Raw genomic sequence first — 22,073 nt, forward strand, 5'->3', positions numbered from 1 at the left:
AAGATGAGGGTGAAAAAATTGTATTTCAAGGGAGGCGTGTTAAATTTGCAGTTATTCTATGTAAATAAATGTTGCCATACGACCGGTTTTACCATCTCTACGATAAGAATAAAAAAGTTCCGGCTGTGAGAATGTACAATGTTCACTAGCGGTTATTTCTGCCACATTAAAAGGCGCTATACGTAAACGAGCAAGTTGCTGTAAATCAGCTAAATAACGATCTTGATGAACAACAAATGCATGCCTTGCCTGTGCATCTTGATTGATAAACATATCTCGAACCTCTGCGCCCACTTCAAAGGCATTTTTACCAATACAGGGGCCGAGCCACACTAATAAATCAGTACTATCAATATTTAATTCCTGACAAATAGTATCTATTGATTTCTCAATAATGCCATCGCATAAACCACGCCAACCAGCATGAATTGCACTGACAAAGGAGCCGGCTTTATCTGTGATAAGCACAGGTAAACAATCCGCGGTCATCACTACGCAGACTTGTTTTTTTATATCAGACCAAGATGCATCTGCTTCTATGCCTTGCTGTGTATGTTGGTCAATTTTTAGTAATATCGTGCTATGTGTTTGCTGTAACCAACAGAAATTATCGGGGATATTTAAATGCTTTGTTAATAATTCGCGATTTTTTAATACTGTATTTTTATCATCATCAACATGTAAACCTAGGTTTAAACCTTCAAACACCCCTATACTTTCACCATTAAGCCTTGTACTTGAAAAGGCTTTGATATGTTTAGGTGCAGACCAGTTTGGGGTAATAAGTTTAAGCATGTGATTACTCCGAGGGGTTGAAAGACTATGAAGCTTGGAGGCTATAAAGCTTGAAGGCTATGAAGCTTGGAGGCTATAAAGCTTGAAGGCTATAAAGCTTGAAGGCTGTAAAGCTTGAAGCCTTATAACCTTACAGCCTTATGACCTTACAGCCTTACAGCCTTACAGCCTTACAGCCATAAACTCTTCGAGCTTTGAATTATTTCTCGTAGAAAATAGCATCAGCACGTAATAAAGCTACTAGTTTTTGCATGTCATCTGGAACAGGTGCATGCCACTCCATTAATTCACCAGTAATAGGATGATCTAAACGTAACATAGTTGCATGCAATGCTTGGCGCTTAAAGGCGCGTAAAGCTGTTGTCAATTCTTCCGATGCGCCTTTAGGTGGACGAGGACGACCGCCATACACAGGGTCTCCCGCTAAAACATGGCCAAGATGAGCCATATGAACACGAATTTGATGGGTACGACCCGTTTCCAAACGTAAACGTAAACGTGTATGGGCACGATATTTTTCAGCAACACGGTAATGAGTCACCGCATGTTTTCCACCGACTGTCGCCACCGCCATTTTTACACGATTGACTTTATCTCGTCCGATTGGCGCATCAACTCGTCCACCAGCGGTAAATATGCCCATTGCAATGGCATCGTATTCACGCGTAATTTCACGGGCTTGCAGACTTGTAACAAGATGCGTTTGAGCTGGAATTGTTTTTGCAATCACCATCAGACCCGTTGTATCTTTATCTAAACGATGAACAATACCAGCACGTGGCACCTCAGCGATTTCAGGGTATAAATAAAGCAACGCATTTAATACAGTTCCATCAGGGTTACCCGCCCCCGGGTGAACAACTAAACCAGCGGGTTTATTAATAACTAAAATATGTTCATCTTCGAAAACAATATCAAGTTTAATATTTTGTGCTTTAAAAACGACTTCATCTTCTAGAAATGCATTAATCTCAACGGCTTGATAAGTATAAACTTTCTCACGAGGTGTATTAACGACTTCACCGTCAATTTGCACCATACCTTCTAAGATCCATTCTTTAATACGCGTACGAGAATAATCAGGAAACAATGATGCCAACGCTTTATCTAAACGGAAACCCAACTGTTCATCAGTGACTTCTGCGGTGAGGTGTAACTCTTGACTCATATATAATTCTCTTCTTTTCTCATAGTAGCCTCATAAAATAAGGCCTTAATTGCGATTAATAAATGTAGATCTGCGCATTGTAGTGCAATCTTGTCACATTTTGTCTTTTTTAACTTTTCTTTTTTTGGCTGATAGCTGATACTGTGTCTTAATCAACCCAATTTCAGAAAGCATTCAGGCATTATAACACTTATGAACAAGATCCTCAGACTAATAACGACCTCTGTTTTCATTATTTTTTTTACGGTGGGCTGTTCCTCCAAAAAAATACTAAACCCAAAATAGAAGATAAACCACCCGTTGACTTATATATTGAAGCTCAAAAAGCACTTACATCGGCAAACTATGAAAACGCCACAGATATATTAGAAGCACTAGATAGCCGTTACCCCTTTGGTGCGCATTCAGATCAAGTACAAATGGATCTTATTTATGCTTATTATAAGCGTGATGAAACTGCTTTAGCATTAGCTAACATCGACCGCTTTATTCGCTTAAACCCGACACATGAAGATCTTGATTATCTTTATTACCTTCGTGGTTTAACGCATTTAGCAACAGATCAACAATTTTTCCAAAACCTATTTGGTATTGATCGCTACAACCGAGATCCTAGCCATTCATTGCAGGCTTTTAAAGACTTTAACTACCTAATAAAATCTTACCCTAATAGCCAATATGCAACTGATGCAAGACTAAGAATGATAGCGATTAAAGACCGTCTAGCGCGCTACGAAGTATCTGTTGCTGAATGGTATATGGAGCGAGATGCTTATATTGCGCCCATTAATCGTACTAAGTTAGTACTTAATAACTATCCTGATACTTCATCAGTTCAACCTGCGTTAAATATTATGATAAATGCTTATGACGAACTTGGATTAGTAGAGCCTAAAGAGAATGCTGAAAAAGTTTTATTGCTTAACTTTCCAGATGGACAAGAAGTGAAATTAAGTAATATTTGGTCATTTTTAGATTGGTAAAAAATTAGTCGTTAGCTCTTAGTCATTAGTCATCAGTTTTTAACTGACAACTGATGACTAAAAACTTTAAACTATTCTTATACCGCTTCATCATCCTCTTCACCGGTACGAATACGAATAACTCTTTCTACTGGCGTAACAAAGATTTTCCCGTCACCAATCTTACCCGTTTGAGCAGTGCTCATAATAGCTTCAATACAACGTTCTACATCTTCATCTTTTACCACTAGTTCAATTTTTACTTTAGGTAAAAAATCAACCATATATTCTGCGCCACGATAAAGCTCAGTATGACCTTTTTGGCGACCGAAGCCTTTAACTTCAGACACTGTCATACCATTGATATCTATTTCTGCAAGTGCTTCACGGATATCATCCATTTTGAAAGGTTTAATAATCGCTTCAATTTTTTTCATAACTTTCTCTTTTAATTAAATTAAGTACTCTAATCTGAATAACTCTACTCGAATAAGGTTACTGTAATACGAATAAAGATAAATATACAGATAGAAACTCAAAAACAAGATTACCCTCATAAATAATGTAAATTATTAAGGTAATAAGTATTTACTCAGCACACATTAAAACTAACTTCTTTTAACAAAATAAAATCGTAAATGCTCAGGGCTAAGCTATTTATGTTTAGTTCAAGGCGAAAAAGCACAGTTTAGTGATTTAAATACTACCTACGGCCTGAGTAATTACCGTTAATCTATCATCCTTATACGTAATTCCGCTGGCACCTCGAAAACAGTGTTTTCTTCAACACCAGGGTTTTCTATCACTAAGGTGCCACCAAGCCTTTGTAGCTTATCAATGACAGCTTTCACTAGTATTTCCGGTGCAGAAGCCCCTGCAGTTACCCCAACTTTACTAACATTATCAAGCCAATGGCATTCTATATCTTGCTCGTTGTCAATCAGGTAAGCATTTACACCTTCGCAACTTGCTTTTTCACGCAAACGATTAGAATTAGATGAGTTGGTAGAACCAACCACCAAAACCAGGTCTGTAATTTGTGCGAGATCTTTTACTGAATCTTGGCGATTTTGTGTGGCATAACAAATATCATCTTTACGTGGGCCTTCTATTTCAGGAAATTTTTGGCGTAAGGCATCAATAATATTCGCAGTATCATCTACTGATAATGTTGTTTGCGAGCTGTAACAAAGATTATTAGGGTTGTTAACTTCTAGTTTCTCAACATCTTCAGGAGACTCAACTAAATAGATGCCTCCTTTTTCATTGTCATATTGCCCCATTGTACCAACGACTTCAGGGTGGCCTTCATGACCAATCAAGATGCACTCCTGCGCACGACGACTAGCCCGCGTGACTTCCATATGTACTTTTGTTACTAACGGGCAAGTTGCATCAAATACTTTTAATGCACGACGTTTTGCTTCTTGACGAACAGATTGCGCAACACCATGGGCACTAAAAATAACAATATTATCTTCAGGTACTTCATCAAGCTCTTCAACAAATACCGCACCACGGGCCTTTAAGTCATCAACAACGTATTGATTATGTACTACTTCATGACGTACATAAATAGGAGCAGGAAAGAGCTCTAATGCACGTTCAACAATTGAGATTGCGCGGTGCACACCAGCACAAAAACCACGAGGATTAGCTAAGATAATTTCCATTATTAATTCCTAAAGCACTTCAAGCACATCAACATCAAAGGTAAGTGTTTGCCCTGCAAGTGGATGGTTAAAATCAACGGTAACACTATCTGCAACAACTTCACGAATCACACCAGGTAATTCACTGCCATCAGGCTGTGTAAAAGTAATAATTGTACCTACTTCAGCAGGTACTTCTTTACTAAACTTACTTAACTCTAAATGGTGAACGTTATCAGGATTAGGCAGACCAAACGCATCCTCTGGAGCCAAGGTAAAACTTTCTGACTGCCCTTCAGTTAAACCTAATAAACAACGCTCAAAGTTTGCAGTTAAACTACCATCACCCATAACAAATTTAGCTGGTTTATCATCAACTTTACTACTATCAACGGCTGAGCCATCAGCTAAACGAATAGAAAAGTGCATCATGACTTCACTGTCACTTTTAATGGTTTTTACTGTTTCAGTTGTCATTATTTGTTTTCCTTTTCTGTTTTGTTTGAGTTTAAAAGTGAGTCTAAAATAATCATAGTCGCGCCGATGAAGATAACAATATCAGCGACATTAAAGGTTGGCCAACGGTAAAACCCTAAATCGAAATCTAAGAAATCAACGACATAACCAAACATTAATCTGTCTATTACATTACCTAACGCGCCTGATAAAACTAAGGAGAATGCAATATTTTCCCAACGTTTATGCACACTATTTTTTTCAATGAATAAAGCAAAAAAGCAGAAACAGCAAAAGCTATTGAGGTAAATAGGTATTTTTGCCAGCCCCTGCATCACCAAGAAAACTAAATGCGACCCCATAGTTACGTGCATAGGTAAAATTAAAAAATGACAATATCTCATAGGATTCTCGATAATCCAATGCCTGTACTGTCCAATACTTAGTTGCTTGATCAAGAATTAACATAATTGCGCTTAACCACAACCAACGTAATCCAGATTTTTCTATCATTTCAGCCATTTATCTTCTCTTTAATAGATAAAAAAAACGCCTTTTATTAAGGCGTTTAAATCTTGTTAATAAGCAAAATTATAGTTATGCAAACTGACGTGATTCGCCATCACCATCAACATTAGTGATACAACGACCACACAGCAATGGATGAGTTTCATCTTTACCTACTGTTTCATTATGATGCCAGCAACGGTCACACTTTTCATGAACACTTTTAGCAACACTAACGACTAAACCTGCAAGGTCTGTTTTCAGAGCATCTGCTGGCGCATCTGAAAGTTCAGCCACAGTGGATTTAGACGTAATAAGCACGAAACGTAATTCATCTGCTAAGCCATTTAATAACTGAGCGATGTTGTCATCAGCATATAAAGTTACTTCAGCTTCTAAACCACCACCTATCGCGCCTTCTTTACGAGCAAGTTCTAAGGCTTTATTAACTTCAGCACGAACTGCAATCAATTGATTCCATGATTCATTAGATACTAATTCATTATCAGTTAAACCAAATAAACCTTCATACCAAACACCTGTGAAAACAAACTCATCACGTTCGCCTGGTAAACGCCCCCAAATTTCATCAGCGGTAAAGCTTAAAATTGGTGCCATCCAACGAACCATTGCTTCTGCCAAGTGATACATTGCAGTTTGACAGCTACGACGAGCGATACCATCTGCTTTGGCAGTGTATTGTCTGTCTTTAATAATATCTAGGTAAAAACTACCTAACTCAATTGAACAGAAATGGGTTAATTTTTGGTGCACAGCATGCAAGTTGTAATCATTGTAAGCGCTGATGATCTCAGTTTGCAGTGTATCTGCTTTAGCCACAATCCAACGATCCAATGCAACCATATCGTCACTTGCAACCATATCGGTTTGAGGATCAAAACCATTTAGATTCGACAGCAAGAAACGTGCAGTATTTCGAATACGGCGATAACTGTCTGCGCTACGATTTAGAATTTCATCGGAAACAGTAATTTCACCAGTATAATCTGTCGAAGCAACCCATAAACGCAATACGTCAGCGCCTAAATCATTCATCACTTTCTGTGGCGCCATTACATTACCCACAGACTTAGACATCTTCTTACCCTTAGCATCAACCACAAAACCATGGGTTAATACTTCCTTGTAAGGCGCTTTACTAGTAATAGCAACACTAGTAGTTAAAGATGACTGGAACCAACCTCGATGTTGATCTGAACCTTCAAGATACAAATCAATTTCAGCAACACTGCCATCATCTAATTTATATTCATCACGCACACCAACCACTGCAGAATGTGTTGTGCCTGAGTCAAACCAAACATCTAAAGTATCTGTGACTTTGCGATATTCTGCTGATTCAAAACCTAAAAGTGTTTCTGCATCTAAATCCCACCAAGCTTGAATACCCTCTTTTTCAATTTTAAGAGCAATTAGCTCCATCATTTCGATGCTGTTTGGGTGTAATTCTTCTGTTTCTTTATGCACAAATAATGTAATTGGCACGCCCCAGGTACGTTGGCGAGAAATACACCAATCAGGACGGTTATCAATCATTTTTTCAATACGCTGCTGGCCCCAACTTGGGATCCATTTAACATCTTTAATCTCACCTAATGCATCGTTACGTAAACCATTTTGATCCATGGAAATAAACCATTGAGGTGTTGCACGGAAGATGATCGGTGTTTTATGTCTCCAACAATGTGGGTAGCTGTGTTTAATATTAACTTGATGTAATAAAGCATTACGTTCCGTTAATACTTCAAGCACTTTATCGTTCGCTTTGAACACATGTAAACCAGCAAAGAATTCTGTATCTTCACGAAACACGCCGTTATCACCAACCGGATTAGCAACTTCTAAATCATATTTTAGGCCGACAGAGTAATCGTCTTGACCATGTCCAGGTGCAGTATGAACACAACCAGTACCTGCATCAATGGTAACGTGATCAGCAACAATAGCAGGTACTTGTAAATCCAAGAAAGGATGATTAAACAACTGCTTTTCTAGATCTGCACCGGTACAAATTGCTAAGGTTTTAGCATCCTCAATACCGTAACGCTCCATCGCACTATCCACTAAATCAGTCGCTAAGATTAAACGACGCTCTCCAGCTTGAACTAAGGAATATTCTACTTTAGTCGCTAAGGCAACCGCTCGGTTAGCAGGAAGAGTCCATGGGGTTGTTGTCCAGATAACAGTACAAACATCACCATGACCAACTTGATCACTTTCTAAATTAAAACAAGCAACAACCGCATCAGCATCAACCGCTGTAAAAGCAACATCAATTGCTGGTGATAACTTATCTTCATATTCAACTTCTGCTTCAGCTAATGCACTACCACAGTCAGTACACCAATGAACAGGTTTTGAACCTTTATGAAGATGATCGTTTTTAATGATTTGAGCTAAAGCACGGACGATATTTGCTTCTGTCTCAAAGTTCATTGTTAAATATGGGTTTTCCCAATCACCTAAAACACCTAAGCGTTTAAAGTCTTTACGTTGGCCGTCAACTTGACGAGCGGCATATTCACGACACTTAACACGAAACTCTGTCTGCAGTTAACTTTTTACCTGGCTTACCGTGTTTTTGTTCAACTTTAAGTTCAATCGGTAAACCATGACAATCCCAACCAGGAATATAAGGCGCATCGAAATCAGAAAGCGTTTTAGACTTAATAATAATATCTTTTAGAATTTTATTTACCGAGTGACCGATATGAATATCACCATTTGCATAAGGAGGACCATCATGCAAAATAAATGTTTTCTTACCTTTTTTCGCCGTACGAATTTTTCCGTAAAGGTCGTTTTTGTACCAATTTTTCAACATATTTGGCTCACGATTGGCCAAATTTGCACGCATTGGAAAACCTGTTTTAGGTAGGTTTAATGTACTTTTATAATCACTCATCGGTTTTTCATTCCATCTTACGATTTAATTAATAATGATTGAAAGGCATTGCTTAGCTTGTTTTGTTACTTAAACTAGCTAACAATTTTGATGCCATTGCTTAGCGCCTTGAATATCTTTTTCTATCTGTTCTTTTAATTGTGCAAATGAATCGAATTTGACTTCATTACGTAACTTTTTCTCTAATACCACTTCAAGTTGTTGACCATATAGGTCACCCTGAAAATTAAAAATATGTACTTCAAGCTGTTGCCTTTCACCCTGTACCGTTGGACGAGTACCAATATTTGCAACACCTTGATAAGTGTTATCATCGATGCCTTTTATAGTTACAACAAATACGCCTGCGACAGGAGAAACACGACGTTTTAAAAATAGGTTGGCCGTTGGTACACCAATCGTTCGACCTAGTTTCTTACCATGACTCACTCTTCCAGTAATACTATATTTTCGCCCTAACATTATACTAGCGCTGTCAAGTTCACCCTGTGCTAACGCGTCTCGAATAAGCGTACTACTAATTCGCTGTGTATGTTGCACTAGGCTTTGAGTATCTACCACTTCAAAACCATATTTTTCACCAGCTTGTTTTAGTAATTTAAAATCACCCTTGCGCTGATAACCAAAGTGAAAATCATCTCCCACCACTAAATATTTTACATTTAATTTTTTGATCAGTAGTTCTTCAATAAACGCTTCTGCACTAATATTGGCAAACTGGCGTGTAAATGAAATACAAAGTAAACGTTCTAACGTTAACTTTTCAAGCTGTACAAATTTATCTCGCAAACGGCTTAATCGAGCAGGCGCATGATCGCCTAAAAACAGCTCTTCAGGTTGTGGTTCGAAGGTCATCACCGTTGCTGGCACATTTAAGCGCTTCGCTTCCTGTAACAAACGCATTAAAACCGCTTGATGACCAAGATGAATACCATCGAAATTTCCAATGCTTAAAGCACAACCTTGATGTTGTGCTTTAATATTGTGTATACCACGTACTAATTCCATTTAATTTACTTAATTTGCTCTAACAAAAGAGTGCGATTATATCTCAGTCTGCATAACTTATCAGCACTCATTTTTATGAATTTATTTATAATTTCGCTGTTCTTATTTATAAACAATCATCACTAAGCGAAATTTATGAGGTTATTTTAAAATGACGAGGACGTAGGCCAATCAAAGCGAGCACATATAAAGTAACAAACAACGGCTATCAAGATCATTGAAAACAGTTTATAAGAGGCCTCTAATAATGAAAAACTAGCCCATTCAACTAAACTAGGATTTAAATAAAGCACTGATATCGCCATAACCACCCCAGAAACAATAATACGTAATAGAACAGAAATGGTTTCACTTTGCTTTTGATAAACTCCCTGCTTATATAAGCCAAACCAAAGCATGCTTGCATTTAATGTTGCGGACAGTGACGTGGCTATCGCCAAACCAACATAACCATAAGGGATAGCAAAAATAATATTCAGTAGCATATTACTCACCATTGCAATAATACCGAACTTAACGGGGGTTTTGGTATCTTGTCGAGCATAATAACCAGGTGCTAGCACCTTCACCATCATAAAACTCAATAACCCCGAGCCATAGGCAAATAAACTGATCGATGCCATACTCACATCCTGCATATCAAATTCACCGCGCATAAAAAGCACTCTTAACATTGGCTCTGCGAGTACGATTAATCCTAACATCGCAGGAAAGCCTAATAAGCAAACCATACGCATTCCCCAATCAATGGTTTTAGCAAAATGAGTCTCTGATTTACTCACATGTGAAGAGGACAGGCTGGGCAAAATAACCGTTGCAATGGCAATACCAAATAATCCGAGTGGAAATTCCAACAGTCTATCTGAATAATAAAGCCAGCTGATAGAGCCTGTTTGTAAAAAGCTGGCAATAAAGGTATCTAGTAAAAGGTTAATTTGGCTAACGGATACACCAAATAATGCCGGGATCATTAAAGTTCTAATTTTTACCACACCAGGGTGATGCCAATCCCATTTAGGTCTAACTAACATTCCCTCTTTTAACATAAAAGGTATTTGAAAAAAGAATTGAATAGCGCCACCTAATAGAACACCGATGGCAAGGCCAAACTCTGGTTGAGCTAACTGTGGCGATAAAAAACAGCACAACTGATGATTGCTATATTTAAAAACACAGGCGTAAAAGCGGCAACCGCAAATTTCCCCAAGGTATTTAAGATCGCGCCAGAAAGCGCAGTAAAGGTAATAAACCATAGGTAAGGAAAAGTTATTTTTAACATACTTGAAGCGAGTTCAAATTTATAGGCTTCTTGACCAGCATGATACCACTCCAAAAACCAACCAAATCCAAATAATGCAGTGATCACACTTGAGCCTAAAACGCCTAAAATAGTAATAACTGTAATAATAGTGCCTAAAGTACCGGACACAGCGGCAATAAGTCGCCTTACCTCATTTTTTGATTTGGTTTTTTCGTATTCGGTCAAAACAGGAACAAAAGCTTGTGCAAAAGCACCTTCGGCAAACAAACGTCGCAAGAAATTAGGAATTTTATTAGCAAAAAAGAAAAGATCAGCGGATGCACCAGCCCCCATCAAGTTAGCAATAACAATATCTCTTACTAAACCTAAAACACGGGATATCAGCGTCATCGCACTCACAATCATCCCTGATTTCAACAATTTTTTACTCACAAGTATTTTTCCTGACTCAATTTTGTGGCTCAGTTTATAGCGAAAGTCGTCTAATACCAATTGTATTAGATATATGAACTCATTTTCACACCAGAAAATACCATAGGTAAATTCAAAAAATGATGTAAATATTTGTATCCTTTGCTAAATTTTCAAAAGAGAAATAAACTAATTGCGCCAGTAAAATTGCTATGCTCATTGTAATGACGGCATAGAATTAATAAGAGTGCTAAATTAAACTAAAAAAGTGTGTGAATTAATTCATTGTAAATTTGCATCTAGCGTGCGTTGAGTATAAAATGCGCGCAGTTTAACCACCTGTCAGGATTCATCGCAGTTTTTTCAGCGGTTACTTCACTCGGTTAATAAAAGAAACCATTTGACAATACATATGTTACAAGGCATATTTCTCGACCTTTGATTATCCCTTGTATACAGAATTTAGGAGTTAAGGTCTTGGCTAATATCAAGTCTGCTAAAAAACGCGCAATTCAATCTGAAAAACGCCGTAAACATAACGCTAGCCGTCGTACAATGATGCGTACTTTCATCAAGAAAGTTGTTGTTGCTATTGAAGCTGGTGACAAAGAAGTTGCTTCAGCTGAGTTTGTATCACTACAATCAGCTTTAGACAAATTCGCAACTAAAGGCTTAGTAAGCAAAAACATGGTAGCTCGTAAGAAAAGCCGTCTTTCTGCAAAAATTAAAGCTCTTTAATATAAATAGCTTTAAAAAGCTAAATTAAAAAACCGACTTATGTCGGTTTTTTTGTTTCTAGCTTTCCAGATTTTCAGCTTTCTAGCTCAAGTTTAAATACCCATCCCTGAAAGTGCGGTCATGATATCCTTAATGGCTTTTCCCACAATTGGATTACTTTCTTCGAAAACTAATAATTGCTCAGTCAGTTTTTTATCTCTAATTAATTTTGCGGGGTCTCGGGAGAGGATTGCCTCTTGGAATTGATCATGTACCAACTTTAAGTCACCAGCGGTACACTCATCTGCGATTATATCGTTATCTAAAATATCAGAAAGTTTTTTAAATTCAGATTTTACTTTTGTAATTGGCATAGACACCTCGAAGTAATAATATCAGTTTCATTGACCAAGCATTAATTCACAGTACTTTGTTTTAATAATGTAATTTAATATCAACAGTATAGACTCACTGAGCAGAAATATTACTTGTTAATTTTAAAAGGTGATCTAAATATCTCGCTAAACCTAAAAAAATCACCACAAATAAAACACTGATAACCATTAATCCAACTTTAAACCAACTTTGTTGTTCAAAATGCTGTAGATAAAGCGATGACAAATAAATCGCTAATAACCAATAAAGCACTCGAATAATATTAGCCCATAGAGAATAGGATTTATCTGTTAGCCATAATTTAGCCATATAATCATGCCTCTTTAATCGTAAAGCTGATCACTTTATCGATATGTTTTTGTTGTGTTGCGAGCATAATTAATCGGTCAATACCTAATGCAACACCGGCACAATCAGGTAAATCATTTAATGATGCAACAAAACGATGATCAATCGGCATCTCTACTAGATTGTATTTTTTACGTAATAAATTATCATTTTGAAAACGTTTTAACTGCTCTTCGCTGTTACTTAACTCATGAAAGCCATTAGCTAATTCAATACCTTTATAATAAACCTCAAAACGCTCAGCGACACGAGGGTCCTTAGTACTGATACGTGCAAGCGCAGACTTGTGAAGCAGGAAAATCATAAACAAAACAAGGCACTTCATTAGCAATCACCGGCTCAATAGCGATACAAAACAGCAACTGTAAAAGCGTATCAAAATCAGTTTCATTATCTAATACTTCACCTAAGTTAAGGTGTCTGCCGGATTCTTTTAGATCGTCAAGAGAAGCTGATAATGGGTCCACTTTTAATATTTCTATAAAAGCATGTTGATAACTCAAACGTTTTGCTTCACCACATTGCAAGACCATTTGTAATAACTGATCCATTTCATCCATTAACTGAAAATGGTCAAAATCGATGCGGTACCATTCTAATAAGGTAAATTCAGGATTATGATAACGTCCTGATTCTTCATTTCTAAAGGCTTTTGAAATTTGAAATATTGAACCACTACCTGCAGATAATAAACGCTTCATATGAAATTCAGGAGAGGTTTGTAAATATAAAGGAACACCTAGAACCTGTGGTTTTGTATCTGAAATCTCAGGGCCAACATAATGGGTTTTAAAACAACAAAGGTGCAGATCCGTGACCCCAGCTTGACTTAAACTAGGCGTTTCTACTTCTAATAGTTCTCTTTTTATGAAAAAATTTCTGAGGCTTTGGATGATAGTTGCGCGCTTTTTTAATAATAAAATTTCTGCGGTTGGTAACCAGTTCATATCTGTCCTTTAATTCAAAATATCGGCCCTTTAGAGTTAATTTACCCTGTTTAATACTGGCGCAACATAAGTTTATCAAATTATTGATTGAGCGTAATAAAAACTCTAACTATTATCAGTGAATAACAAAAACCTTACTCTTCTCACGGATTTTTGAAAAACCATTGATAGACTCAAAAGATATTAAAATTTATTAAACTTAAGTAGGAGATAAATGTGCAAATAATTAAAACAGATGTTGCCATTATTGGCGCCGGCGGTTCCGGTTTAAGGGCGGCTATAGAAATCGCAGAAAATCACCCTGAGCTTGATATCGCCCTTATCTCTAAGGTTTACCCGATGCGAAGCCATACTGTTGCCGCCGAAGGTGGCGCAAGAGGAGTCGCTCAGGATCATGATTCCTTAATAAACCATTTTAATGATACCGTTTCCGGTGGCGATTGGTTATGTGAACAGGATGTGGTGGAATATTTTGTAGAAAATGCATCCAAGCAATTAACTCAATTAGAACATTGGGGATGCCCATGGAGTCGGAAGCCGGACGGTAGTATTAATGTTCGTGCCTTTGGTGGTATGAAAATAGAACGCACTTGGTTTGCCGCAGATAAAAGTGGCTTTCATATTTTACACACGCTTTTTCAAACCTCTATTCAACATCCTAAAATTACTCGATTCGATGAACACTTTTGTTTGGATTTAATTGTTGAAAATGAAAAAATTCAAGGTGTCGTTATTTTAGATATTGCCGAAGGTGAAGCAAAATTGATCCAAGCAAAATCAGTGATCATGGCTACCGGTGGTGCTGGTCGCGTATATAGCTACAATACCAACGGTGGCATTGTTACCGGCGATGGTATGTCACTCGCCTACCGTCATGGTGTCGCATTACGCGATATGGAGTTTGTTCAATATCATCCAACAGGTTTACCCGGTAGTGGTATCTTAATGACTGAAGGTTGCCGAGGCGAAGGCGGTATTCTGGTCAATAAAAATGGTTATCGGTATTTACAGGATTATGGTTTAGGGCCAGAAGTACCTGTTGGCGAAACTAAAAACAAATACATGGAGCTTGGTCCTCGTGACAAACTTAGCCAATGCTTCTGGCAGGAACAACAAAAAGGTAATGTTTTCCAGGGTGAGCGTGGCGATTATATCCACTTAGACTTACGTCATCTTGGAGAAGAAAAAATCAACGAACGTTTACCATTTATTAGAGAACTCGCTAAAGCTTACGTTGGTGTTGATCCTGTGCATGAGCCAATTCCCGTTCGTCCTACCGTTCATTACACTATGGGAGGTATCGAAACCGATGCAAAAACAGCCACCTCTCTCGCTGGTTTATATGCTATCGGTGAATGTGCTTCCGTTGGTTTACACGGCGCTAATCGACTCGGCTCAAATTCTTTAACAGAACTTGCTGTATTTGGACAATTGGCAGGCGAGCAAGCAAGCAGAATATGCGAAAGCTAATAAACATGAGAAATTAACGCCAATTAGAAAACAAGCCGAAGATATTATTAAACGTACCGAAGAACTTCTGCACAGTAATGGCACAGAGAAGATGGCAGATATTCGTCAGGAAATGGGCGATAGTATGGAAGAAGGCGTTGGTATTTACCGTACTAAAGACTCTATGCAAAAAACCATTGATAAACTAGCCGAATTAAAAATACGCTATAAAAATATTAAAATTGAAGATAAATCTAGCGTCTTTAATACTGAGTTTTTATACGCTATTGAATTAGGTTATTTACTTGATACTGCAGAGGCAATGGCACACAGCGCGATTGCACGTGAAGAATCTCGAGGCTCTCATCAACGCATCGATGGATTTGAAGCCCGTGATGACGAAAAATTCCTGAAACATTCGCTCGCTTATTACCAAGCAGATAAATCCCCCAAAATTCAATATAGTGATGTAACAATCACTAAGAGCCAACCTGCCGTTAGAGCCTATGGTGCAAAGCAGGTGATACCTCAACGCAGGAGAATAAATAATGACTCAGAAAATCATGAAAATAGATGTCCTGCGCTACCGACCAGAAATGGATGATGCGCCGTTTACACAAACTTTTGAATTACCCTACAGCCCAGATATGTCTGTACTTGAAGCTTTGCAATACATCAAGGATCACTTAGACAGTACGATCAGTTTTCGTTGGTCATGTCGTATGGCGATTTGTGGAAGCTGTGGCATGATGGTCAATGGCGTTCCTAAACTTGGCTGTAAAGTTTTCCTACGTGATTATTATCCTAAAAAGCTCAGTTTAGAGCCACTTGCTAACTTTCCTATTGAACGTGATCTCGTGGTTGTTATGGATGATTTTATTAATAAGCTTGAAGAAATCAAGCCTTATATTATTCCAGAAAAAACCGAGTCTGGAGAAAATAAATGTCTTTCTGAAGGCACTTATAAGCAAACACCAGAACAGATGGAAAAATATAAGCAATATTCAATGTGCATTAACTGTGGTCTTTGTTATGCAGACTTGCCCTCAGTATGCACTTGATAATAAATTCACAGGACCTGTCGCACTTGCTTTATTGGCTCGCTATAACAGAGATAGTCGTGATGCTGGTGAAGCAGAACGCATGAAAATTGTTAATCAAGAGGAAGGCGTTTGGGGCTGTACCTTTGTCGGTTACTGTTCCGTAGTATGCCCAAAAGGCGTTGATCCTGTCGCAGTCTATTCAGCTTTTGAAAGTAGAAAGCAGTAAAGATTATTTAATAGGTATGTTTAAACCTGAGTAACGATTGTGTGTCACCCTATGAACTAATTATGGCCAAATTCAATTTTTTATAAAAATACACGCAACTACTCAGGATTAAGCTATGAGTGGTTACAAATAGATAAGGAATAAATAATGACTAAACGTAAACCTTATACTCGAGAACTCTCCAACGACTGGTGGACAAAAAAACTCTTTTATACCAAATATATGCTTCGTGAAGGAAGCAGTGTATTTATTACCTTTTATAGCTTAGTACTAGCTTGGGGAGTGCTTAGATTAAGCCAAGGTGAAGTTGCATTTAATGCTTGGTTAGAAGCATTACAAAACCCCTTTGCAATATTCTTACATATGCTCACTTTTGCATTTGCCCTTTATCATACAATTACTTGGTTTTCGCTTGCTCCGAAAGCGACGGATATTTGGGTAAAAGGTAAACGTCTCAGTGACAATGTGATTGTTTCAGTACATTATGCTCGCATTTGTTTTTGCGACTGTGCTTTGTTTTTTAATTATTATTTTATAAGGAGCTAACCATGTCTGAAGTTAAACAAAAAACATATCATCGCTCCCATGAGCCGGTCTTTTGGGGGCTATTTGGAGCCGGAGGCATGCTCACTGCTTTTGTTACACCGGTAATGGTATTAATTACAGGGTTGTTAATCCCATTAGGTATTATTGATAAAGGTAACTTTAATTATCAAAGTATCCATAACTTAGCAACAACTTGGTATGGTGCAGGCATTATTTTAGTACTTGTAGCGCTACCACTTTGGCATACCTTACATCGTATTTTTCATGGATTACATGACCTTGGAGTAAAACGTGGTCGTGATTGGCAACAAGTAATAAGTTATGGTTTTGCCTTTGCTGTTAGTGTGTTTGTTTTTACTTTGTTACTACAAATGTTTTAAGTTAGATTTTTAACGTCGCATAAAAAAGCCCAGTTATACTGGGCTCTATTATAATATATTTTTGAAACTACTAGGTTCTACTTACCAAAATAAAAACCGTAAATGCTCAGGGCTAAGCTATTTATGCTTAGTTCAAGGCGAAAAAGCGCAGTTTAGTACTTTAAATGAGCATTTTTCAACGAAGAAATAGGCTTAAATAGCGACGCCCTGAGTAGATACCTTATTTTTTACTCGCCCTACATATTCAGCGCTACGAGTATCAACTTTCACTATTTCACCAATCTGGATAAATAGTGGTACACGAATAATCGCGCCTGTTGCTAAGGTTGCTGGTTTACCACCAGTCCCAGCAGTATCGCCTTTAAGGCCAGGATCTGTATCTGTTACTTCAATTTCAACAAAATTTGGTGGAGTTACAGCGATAGGGTTATCATTCCAAAGTGTGATAGTACAAGTGTCTTGTTCAATCAACCATTTATCCATTTCACCAACCGCTTTTGCTTCAGCGACTACTTGCTCAAAAGTGTCATTATTCATAAAGTGGAAAAATTCACCATCAGTGTAAAGATAAGCAAGATCGATATCCATAACATCAGCGACTTCAACAGACTCACCCGATTTAAAGGTTTTTTCGACTACTTTACCTGATAATAATTTGCGGAATTTAACACGATTAAAAGCTTGGCCTTTACCTGGTTTTACTAATTCATTATCAATAATCGCACAGGGCTCTTTATCGAGCATGAATTTTAGCCCACCTTTGAATTCACTGGTACTATATGTAGCCATAACAACCTCTTTAATAAAATAATTTAAAATGACAAAAATAATTAGCGTGAATAATACCGATGCGACGCCCTCTTGGCAAAAAGAACTCGCAAATGCAGTGAAAAATCCTGCACAACTTTTACAATTTTTGGAGATATTACCTGAAACGTCCAACTTAAGTGATCTTGCTCGCAAAGACTTCCCGATGTTAGTGCCTATGCCTTTCATTAAAAAAATGAAAAAAGGTGATATTAAGGATCCATTATTACAGCAAGTATTACCAATAGATGATGAGAATAGAGTTGTTGATGGATACAGTTTAGATCCACTGGGAGAGCATGAAAATGGCATACAGGGGGTGCTACATAAATATAAAAGCCGCATTTTACTGATTTTAAAAACCGGTTGTGCAGTAAATTGCCGTTATTGTTTTCGTCGTCATTTTCCTTACCAAGAAAACAACCTTAATAAACAACAGTTTTTAGCGGTTTTACAATACCTAAAAGCCCACCCAGAAGTGAACGAGGTAATTTTGAGTGGTGGTGATCCACTAATGAGTAAAGATGATTTTTTAAAATATATCGTTTCTGAACTAGATAAGTTACCACAGCTAAAACGTCTTCGCATTCACACTCGTTTACCTGTCGTAATTCCTCAACGTATTACTAAGGAACTTTGCCAATTACTAAAAAGTAGTCGCTTAAAAGTTATTTTTGTTTTGCATATCAACCATGCCAATGAAATTGATCAAACATTTACAGAAGCAATTAATAAATTACATCAGGTTGGCATTCAACTGCTCAACCAAAGTGTATTATTAAAGGGAGTTAATGATAATTGTGAAGCATTAGTCGCACTCAGCGAAGCTTTATCAAAAGCAAATATTTTGCCGTATTACCTATTTTTATTAGATAAAGTTCAAGGCGCTCAGCATTTTGATGTCAGTACCAAGCAAGCACAAACCTTGTACAAACAGATAAAAGCAGAATTACCTGGTTATTTAGTCCCAAAATTAAGCCGAGAAATTGCAGGTGAGCCAAGTAAAACGATAATAAATTCATTATAATTAAGAAAAAATCAGTAGGAGCAATAATGAGTAAAGAAAGTGTATTAATTCAGTTACAAGAGAATGTGAAAATCATTTATCACAAAGCGGTCGATGCAGATAAAATGCTTGCGCAACTCAGAGAGCAGAAAAAAGCAGGGTTTGCACAAATTTTTGCAAAGCAGACACGGCTTTCAAAAATCATTCTGATACATTTTTACCCTATGTCGAAGAATTAGTCGCGGATTTACAAGCGATTCAAACTGACGATGAAGACCATTATAAAAAGTTATTACCTGAAATTGTGGTTAAAATAGAATTGTTGTTTAAAATGCTAAACTCTTTTAAAGCAAACTTAGCAGAAAAATAAGTATATTAAACAATAAAAGCTTAAAGCAGATATCAGTCAAAATGAAATCTGCTTATGTGCGCCTTGGTATTAGCGGACTCTTTTTTCTGATTTAGCAAAATAATAACCACTTAACGCCCCAACAATCGCCCCTAAAAGATGACTTTCAAATGAAATTCCTGGTGTGCTAGGCATTACACCAAAAACTAATCCGCCATAAAAAACCAGCGTAATAATAGAAATAAATATATGTAATAACTGGCGACGCACCAGACCATAAATAATGAGGTACCCCCAAAAAGCATAAATCACGCCACTCATGCCGATATGCACACTATTCCCTCTAGCAAAAAGCCAAACTAAACTACCGGTACTGATAATGTGAATAATAAATAACCACCAAAATCGTTTTGTATTTTTAAGCCCGATTAAACCACCTAAAATAACAAAGGGTAAAAAATTACTAAAAAGGTGCAACCAACTACCATGTAAGAAAGGAGAAAAGACGATTCCTGACAGGTGTGATAAAGAACGAGGTACAATGCCAAACTGATTTAAATTAATAGGCAATAGTATATTTATAATGAAAACTAACGAGCACATTAACATAATCGTTAAACTAACTTTGCCACTTTGTAGATACTGCTTCATTTAAGGCTCTTTCTTATATAAAATCTTTCTTTTATATTGACCTGAAATCATAAGGATTACCATGCGCACGACCAATTATTTACTTTCCACACAAAAAGAAGCACCCAATGATGCTGTCATTGTTAGCCACCAGCTAATGTTGCGCGCTGGTATGATCCGTAAATTAGCCTCTGGCTTATACACTTGGTTACCCACTGGCTTACGTGTTATGCGTAAAGTTGAGAACATTGTACGTGAAGAAATGGAACGTGCTGGTTCTATTGAAATTCTAATGCCTGTTGTACAGCCTGCCGACCTTTGGATGGAAACAGGACGTTGGGATAAATATGGCGGTGAGCTTTTACGTGTCAAAGACCGTCATACGCGCGACTTCGTATTAGGGCCAACACATGAAGAAGTTGTCACCGAACTTGTACGTAAAGAAATCAGCAGACTACAAGCAATTACCACTTAATCTTTTCCAAATTCAAACGAAATTTCGTGATGAGACTCGCCCTCGTTTTGGTGTGATGCGCGCACGTGAGTTCACCATGAAAGATGCTTACACATTCCATTTAGAACAAGAATGCTTAGAAAAAACCTACCAAACCATGTACGACGCTTACTGCCGTATTTTTGATCGTTTAGGTCTTGAATACCGCCCAGTTATCGCAGATACGGGCAGTATTGGTGGTAGTACTTCACATGAATTTCATGTACTTGCTCAAAGCGGAGAAGACGCAATTGTATTCTCTACAGAAAGTGATTACGCGACTAATGTTGAAAAAGCAGAAGCATTAGCGCCAGCTTTCGAACGACCAGCGACTAGCGCTGAATTAGCAATCGTTGATACACCTAATACTCATAGCATTGAAGATGTTTGTTCGTTATTAAAAGTAGAGCCCTCTCAAACGGTAAAAACCTTACTTGTTGAAGGTAGTTGTGAGGAAGGAGAAGCCACACCAATCGTTGCTTTAGTTTTACGTGGTGATCATAACCTTAATGAAATCAAAGCAGAAAACCTTGATGGAATTGCCAACCCACTAACTTTTGCTAATGAAGAGCAAATTAAAGCAGCGACTAATTGCTCAGCAGGTTCAATTGGCCCTAAAGGTTTAACTATCCGTACTATTGTTGATCGTAGCGCAGAAAAATTAGCAGATTTTGTCTGTGGCGCAAATGAAACAGGTAAACACCTAACAGGTGTTAACTGGGATCGCGACATTGAAGGTTATGAAATTGCTGATATTCGTGATGTGGTTGAAGGCGATGCAAGTCCTTGTGGTAAAGGCACACTTTCTATTGCTCGCGGTATCGAAGTGGGTCATATTTTCCAACTTGGTACAACTTACTCAGAAGCGATGAAAGCATGCGGTGTTAAATCCGCAGGGTAAAAACCAAACATTAACTATGGGTTGTTATGGTATTGGTATTTCACGTATTGTTGTCGCAGCTTATTGAGCAAAATTTTGATGATAAGGGCATTATCTGGAATCAAACATTAGCGCCCTTCTCTGTAGTTATCGTACCAATGAATATGAAGAAATCGCACCGCGTTGCTGAACTTGCCGAAAGATATTACGCAGAGCTATAAGTCGCAGGTATCGAAGTATTGCTTGATGATCGTAAAGAGCGCCCAGGTATTATGTTTGCTGATGCAGAGCTAATTGGTTTCCCACATACGTTAGTGATCGGCGATCGTAGTATTGATAATGGTGTAATTGAATATAAAGACCGTCAGTCAGGTGAAAAACAAGAAATCAACATAGATGAAGTCGTTGACTTTATCACAGCAAAATTTGCCTAGATAGCTGATAGCAAAAAAGATAAACCGTACTCACTGCGGTTTATCTTTTTATTACTTTGTCTGTATTTCTAATTGCGCCTGCAATTTTTTGATATAACTCGCTTGAGAATCTAAATTTAAACTATCCTCGAGCGATTGCCATTGACGCTCTTTATTTTCTAAAGTTAGTGTGTTTATTTCAGACTGTTGAAACAATACTAAGCCCAGTAACACAACAAACAAAAGTACGATAACCAAAAGTGCATCTAAATGCAGGGTAAACTTTTTCTTCACAAA

The 22,073-nt window shown here is 37.6% G+C and carries 19 protein-coding genes and 6 pseudogenes; 9 read left to right on the forward strand and 16 right to left on the reverse strand.

Annotated features, from left to right (window positions below; all coding sequences use genetic code 11):
* Window positions 1-51: 51 nt before the first annotated feature.
* Both pgeF and rluD read right to left on the reverse strand, forming a co-directional pair.
* Complete coding sequence (pgeF, locus tag ACLKMH_RS22700; protein WP_413700065.1) at window positions 52-795, reverse strand: peptidoglycan editing factor PgeF; 744 nt, start codon at window positions 793-795, stop codon at window positions 52-54.
* Between the two features lie 199 nt (window positions 796-994).
* Window positions 995-1,963 (reverse strand): 23S rRNA pseudouridine(1911/1915/1917) synthase RluD, encoded by a 969-nt coding sequence (rluD, locus tag ACLKMH_RS22705; RefSeq protein ID WP_413700066.1) that lies wholly within the window; start codon window positions 1,961-1,963, stop codon window positions 995-997.
* A 311-nt stretch (window positions 1,964-2,274) separates the two neighbouring features.
* On the opposite strand from rluD, the gene ACLKMH_RS22710 reads away from it, so the two are divergent.
* The gene (locus tag ACLKMH_RS22710; protein ID WP_413702449.1) at window positions 2,275-2,946 is read left to right on the forward strand and encodes an outer membrane protein assembly factor BamD; all 672 of its coding nucleotides are present in this window, start codon (window positions 2,275-2,277) and stop codon (window positions 2,944-2,946) included.
* Between the two features lie 77 nt (window positions 2,947-3,023).
* Here the strand turns inward: ACLKMH_RS22710 and glnB are convergent, their stop codons facing one another.
* The 8 genes and pseudogenes from glnB to murJ all read right to left on the reverse strand — a co-directional run bounded on the left by glnB (window position 3,024) and on the right by murJ (window position 11,167).
* Complete coding sequence (gene glnB / locus ACLKMH_RS22715; RefSeq protein WP_413700067.1) at window positions 3,024-3,362, reverse strand: nitrogen regulatory protein P-II; 339 nt, start codon at window positions 3,360-3,362, stop codon at window positions 3,024-3,026.
* 291 nt (window positions 3,363-3,653) lie between these two features.
* Window positions 3,654-4,598 carry a 4-hydroxy-3-methylbut-2-enyl diphosphate reductase gene (gene ispH / locus ACLKMH_RS22720; protein WP_413700068.1) on the reverse strand — a complete coding sequence of 315 codons (945 nt, stop codon included), beginning with the start codon at window positions 4,596-4,598 and terminating at the stop codon, window positions 3,654-3,656.
* A 9-nt stretch (window positions 4,599-4,607) separates the two neighbouring features.
* The gene (fkpB, locus tag ACLKMH_RS22725; RefSeq protein WP_413700069.1) at window positions 4,608-5,054 is read right to left on the reverse strand and encodes an FKBP-type peptidyl-prolyl cis-trans isomerase; all 447 of its coding nucleotides are present in this window, start codon (window positions 5,052-5,054) and stop codon (window positions 4,608-4,610) included.
* Window positions 5,054-5,437, reverse strand: a complete 384-nt coding sequence (gene lspA / locus ACLKMH_RS22730) for a signal peptidase II (protein ID WP_413700070.1) — start codon at window positions 5,435-5,437, stop codon at window positions 5,054-5,056. The genes fkpB and lspA overlap by 1 nt, the downstream gene beginning before the upstream one ends.
* Window positions 5,331-5,555 (reverse strand): signal peptidase II, encoded by a 225-nt coding sequence (locus ACLKMH_RS22735; RefSeq protein ID WP_413700071.1) that lies wholly within the window; start codon window positions 5,553-5,555, stop codon window positions 5,331-5,333. Before ACLKMH_RS22735 ends, lspA begins: the two co-directional genes overlap by 107 nt.
* Before the next feature lie 75 nt (window positions 5,556-5,630).
* Window positions 5,631-8,466 (reverse strand): annotated as a pseudogene (gene ileS, locus ACLKMH_RS22740) (isoleucine--tRNA ligase).
* Window positions 8,467-8,544: 78 nt separating this feature from the next.
* On the reverse strand, window positions 8,545-9,474 hold the full coding sequence (gene ribF, locus ACLKMH_RS22745) for a bifunctional riboflavin kinase/FAD synthetase (RefSeq protein ID WP_413700072.1): 930 nt from the start codon (window positions 9,472-9,474) through the stop codon (window positions 8,545-8,547).
* A gap of 133 nt (window positions 9,475-9,607) precedes the next feature.
* A pseudogene (gene murJ / locus ACLKMH_RS22750) lies at window positions 9,608-11,167 on the reverse strand (murein biosynthesis integral membrane protein MurJ).
* 456 nt (window positions 11,168-11,623) lie between these two features.
* On the opposite strand from murJ, the gene rpsT reads away from it, so the two are divergent.
* Window positions 11,624-11,884 carry a 30S ribosomal protein S20 gene (rpsT, locus tag ACLKMH_RS22755; RefSeq protein WP_413700073.1) on the forward strand — a complete coding sequence of 87 codons (261 nt, stop codon included), beginning with the start codon at window positions 11,624-11,626 and terminating at the stop codon, window positions 11,882-11,884.
* Between the two features lie 92 nt (window positions 11,885-11,976).
* On the opposite strand, the gene ACLKMH_RS22760 is transcribed toward rpsT, so the two are convergent.
* The 3 genes and pseudogenes from ACLKMH_RS22760 to epmA all read right to left on the reverse strand — a co-directional run bounded on the left by ACLKMH_RS22760 (window position 11,977) and on the right by epmA (window position 13,554).
* On the reverse strand, window positions 11,977-12,237 hold the full coding sequence (locus ACLKMH_RS22760; protein WP_413700074.1) for a DUF4404 family protein: 261 nt from the start codon (window positions 12,235-12,237) through the stop codon (window positions 11,977-11,979).
* Between the two features lie 94 nt (window positions 12,238-12,331).
* Window positions 12,332-12,568: a hypothetical protein gene (locus ACLKMH_RS22765; protein ID WP_413700075.1), complete on the reverse strand. Its 237-nt coding sequence runs from the start codon at window positions 12,566-12,568 to the stop codon at window positions 12,332-12,334.
* Between the two features lie 4 nt (window positions 12,569-12,572).
* Window positions 12,573-13,554 (reverse strand): annotated as a pseudogene (gene epmA / locus ACLKMH_RS22770) (elongation factor P--(R)-beta-lysine ligase).
* 216 nt (window positions 13,555-13,770) lie between these two features.
* On the opposite strand from epmA, the pseudogene frdA reads away from it, so the two are divergent.
* The 4 genes and pseudogenes from frdA to frdD all read left to right on the forward strand — a co-directional run bounded on the left by frdA (window position 13,771) and on the right by frdD (window position 17,198).
* Window positions 13,771-15,607 (forward strand): annotated as a pseudogene (gene frdA, locus ACLKMH_RS22775) (fumarate reductase (quinol) flavoprotein subunit).
* Window positions 15,552-16,306, forward strand: a pseudogene (locus tag ACLKMH_RS22780) (succinate dehydrogenase/fumarate reductase iron-sulfur subunit). The pseudogenes frdA and ACLKMH_RS22780 overlap by 56 nt, the downstream one beginning before the upstream one ends.
* Window positions 16,307-16,419: 113 nt before the next feature.
* Entirely contained in the window at window positions 16,420-16,818 is a 399-nt protein-coding gene (locus ACLKMH_RS22785; RefSeq protein WP_413700076.1) for a fumarate reductase subunit C, read from the forward strand.
* Window positions 16,819-16,820: 2 nt separating this feature from the next.
* A complete protein-coding gene (gene frdD, locus ACLKMH_RS22790; protein WP_413700077.1) occupies window positions 16,821-17,198 on the forward strand; it encodes a fumarate reductase subunit FrdD in 378 nt (125 codons plus the stop codon).
* A 192-nt stretch (window positions 17,199-17,390) separates the two neighbouring features.
* Here frdD and efp read toward each other — a convergent pair whose 3' ends face one another.
* Window positions 17,391-17,987: an elongation factor P gene (efp, locus tag ACLKMH_RS22795; protein ID WP_413700078.1), complete on the reverse strand. Its 597-nt coding sequence runs from the start codon at window positions 17,985-17,987 to the stop codon at window positions 17,391-17,393.
* Window positions 17,988-18,015: 28 nt separating this feature from the next.
* Between efp and epmB the strand changes: the two genes are divergently transcribed.
* Window positions 18,016-19,032 carry an EF-P beta-lysylation protein EpmB gene (gene epmB, locus ACLKMH_RS22800; RefSeq protein ID WP_413700079.1) on the forward strand — a complete coding sequence of 339 codons (1,017 nt, stop codon included), beginning with the start codon at window positions 18,016-18,018 and terminating at the stop codon, window positions 19,030-19,032.
* Between the two features lie 26 nt (window positions 19,033-19,058).
* Window positions 19,059-19,250 carry a hypothetical protein gene (locus tag ACLKMH_RS22805; RefSeq protein ID WP_413700080.1) on the forward strand — a complete coding sequence of 64 codons (192 nt, stop codon included), beginning with the start codon at window positions 19,059-19,061 and terminating at the stop codon, window positions 19,248-19,250.
* 200 nt (window positions 19,251-19,450) lie between these two features.
* On the opposite strand, the gene ACLKMH_RS22810 is transcribed toward ACLKMH_RS22805, so the two are convergent.
* On the reverse strand, window positions 19,451-20,011 hold the full coding sequence (locus tag ACLKMH_RS22810) for a rhomboid family intramembrane serine protease (protein WP_413700081.1): 561 nt from the start codon (window positions 20,009-20,011) through the stop codon (window positions 19,451-19,453).
* 61 nt (window positions 20,012-20,072) lie between these two features.
* On the opposite strand from ACLKMH_RS22810, the pseudogene ACLKMH_RS22815 reads away from it, so the two are divergent.
* Window positions 20,073-21,797: pseudogene (locus ACLKMH_RS22815) on the forward strand (proline--tRNA ligase).
* 51 nt (window positions 21,798-21,848) lie between these two features.
* Here the strand turns inward: ACLKMH_RS22815 and ACLKMH_RS22820 are convergent.
* Window positions 21,849-22,070 carry a hypothetical protein gene (locus ACLKMH_RS22820; RefSeq protein WP_413700082.1) on the reverse strand — a complete coding sequence of 74 codons (222 nt, stop codon included), beginning with the start codon at window positions 22,068-22,070 and terminating at the stop codon, window positions 21,849-21,851.
* Window positions 22,071-22,073 lie beyond the last annotated feature (3 nt).

Source organism: Psychromonas sp. KJ10-10 (genome assembly GCF_047323245.1).
GTDB lineage: Bacteria > Pseudomonadota > Gammaproteobacteria > Enterobacterales > Psychromonadaceae > Psychromonas.

What these genes read in the sequence shown, in the direction of transcription:
- pgeF (WP_413700065.1), bottom strand. Translation starts at nt 795, where the DNA reads ATGCTTAAACTTATTACCCCAAACTGGTCTGCACCTAAACATATCAAA.
- rluD (WP_413700066.1), bottom strand. Translation starts at nt 1,963, where the DNA reads ATGAGTCAAGAGTTACACCTCACCGCAGAAGTCACTGATGAACAGTTG.
- glnB (WP_413700067.1), bottom strand. Translation starts at nt 3,362, where the DNA reads ATGAAAAAAATTGAAGCGATTATTAAACCTTTCAAAATGGATGATATC.
- ispH (WP_413700068.1), bottom strand. Translation starts at nt 4,598, where the DNA reads ATGGAAATTATCTTAGCTAATCCTCGTGGTTTTTGTGCTGGTGTGCAC.
- fkpB (WP_413700069.1), bottom strand. Translation starts at nt 5,054, where the DNA reads ATGACAACTGAAACAGTAAAAACCATTAAAAGTGACAGTGAAGTCATG.
- lspA (WP_413700070.1), bottom strand. Translation starts at nt 5,437, where the DNA reads ATGAGATATTGTCATTTTTTAATTTTACCTATGCACGTAACTATGGGG.
- ACLKMH_RS22735 (WP_413700071.1), bottom strand. Translation starts at nt 5,555, where the DNA reads ATGGCTGAAATGATAGAAAAATCTGGATTACGTTGGTTGTGGTTAAGC.
- ribF (WP_413700072.1), bottom strand. Translation starts at nt 9,474, where the DNA reads ATGGAATTAGTACGTGGTATACACAATATTAAAGCACAACATCAAGGT.
- ACLKMH_RS22760 (WP_413700074.1), bottom strand. Translation starts at nt 12,237, where the DNA reads ATGCCAATTACAAAAGTAAAATCTGAATTTAAAAAACTTTCTGATATT.
- ACLKMH_RS22765 (WP_413700075.1), bottom strand. Translation starts at nt 12,568, where the DNA reads ATGGCTAAATTATGGCTAACAGATAAATCCTATTCTCTATGGGCTAAT.
- ACLKMH_RS22785 (WP_413700076.1), top strand. Translation starts at nt 16,420, where the DNA reads ATGACTAAACGTAAACCTTATACTCGAGAACTCTCCAACGACTGGTGG.
- frdD (WP_413700077.1), top strand. Translation starts at nt 16,821, where the DNA reads ATGTCTGAAGTTAAACAAAAAACATATCATCGCTCCCATGAGCCGGTC.
- efp (WP_413700078.1), bottom strand. Translation starts at nt 17,987, where the DNA reads ATGGCTACATATAGTACCAGTGAATTCAAAGGTGGGCTAAAATTCATG.
- epmB (WP_413700079.1), top strand. Translation starts at nt 18,016, where the DNA reads ATGACAAAAATAATTAGCGTGAATAATACCGATGCGACGCCCTCTTGG.
- ACLKMH_RS22805 (WP_413700080.1), top strand. Translation starts at nt 19,059, where the DNA reads ATGAGTAAAGAAAGTGTATTAATTCAGTTACAAGAGAATGTGAAAATC.
- ACLKMH_RS22810 (WP_413700081.1), bottom strand. Translation starts at nt 20,011, where the DNA reads ATGAAGCAGTATCTACAAAGTGGCAAAGTTAGTTTAACGATTATGTTA.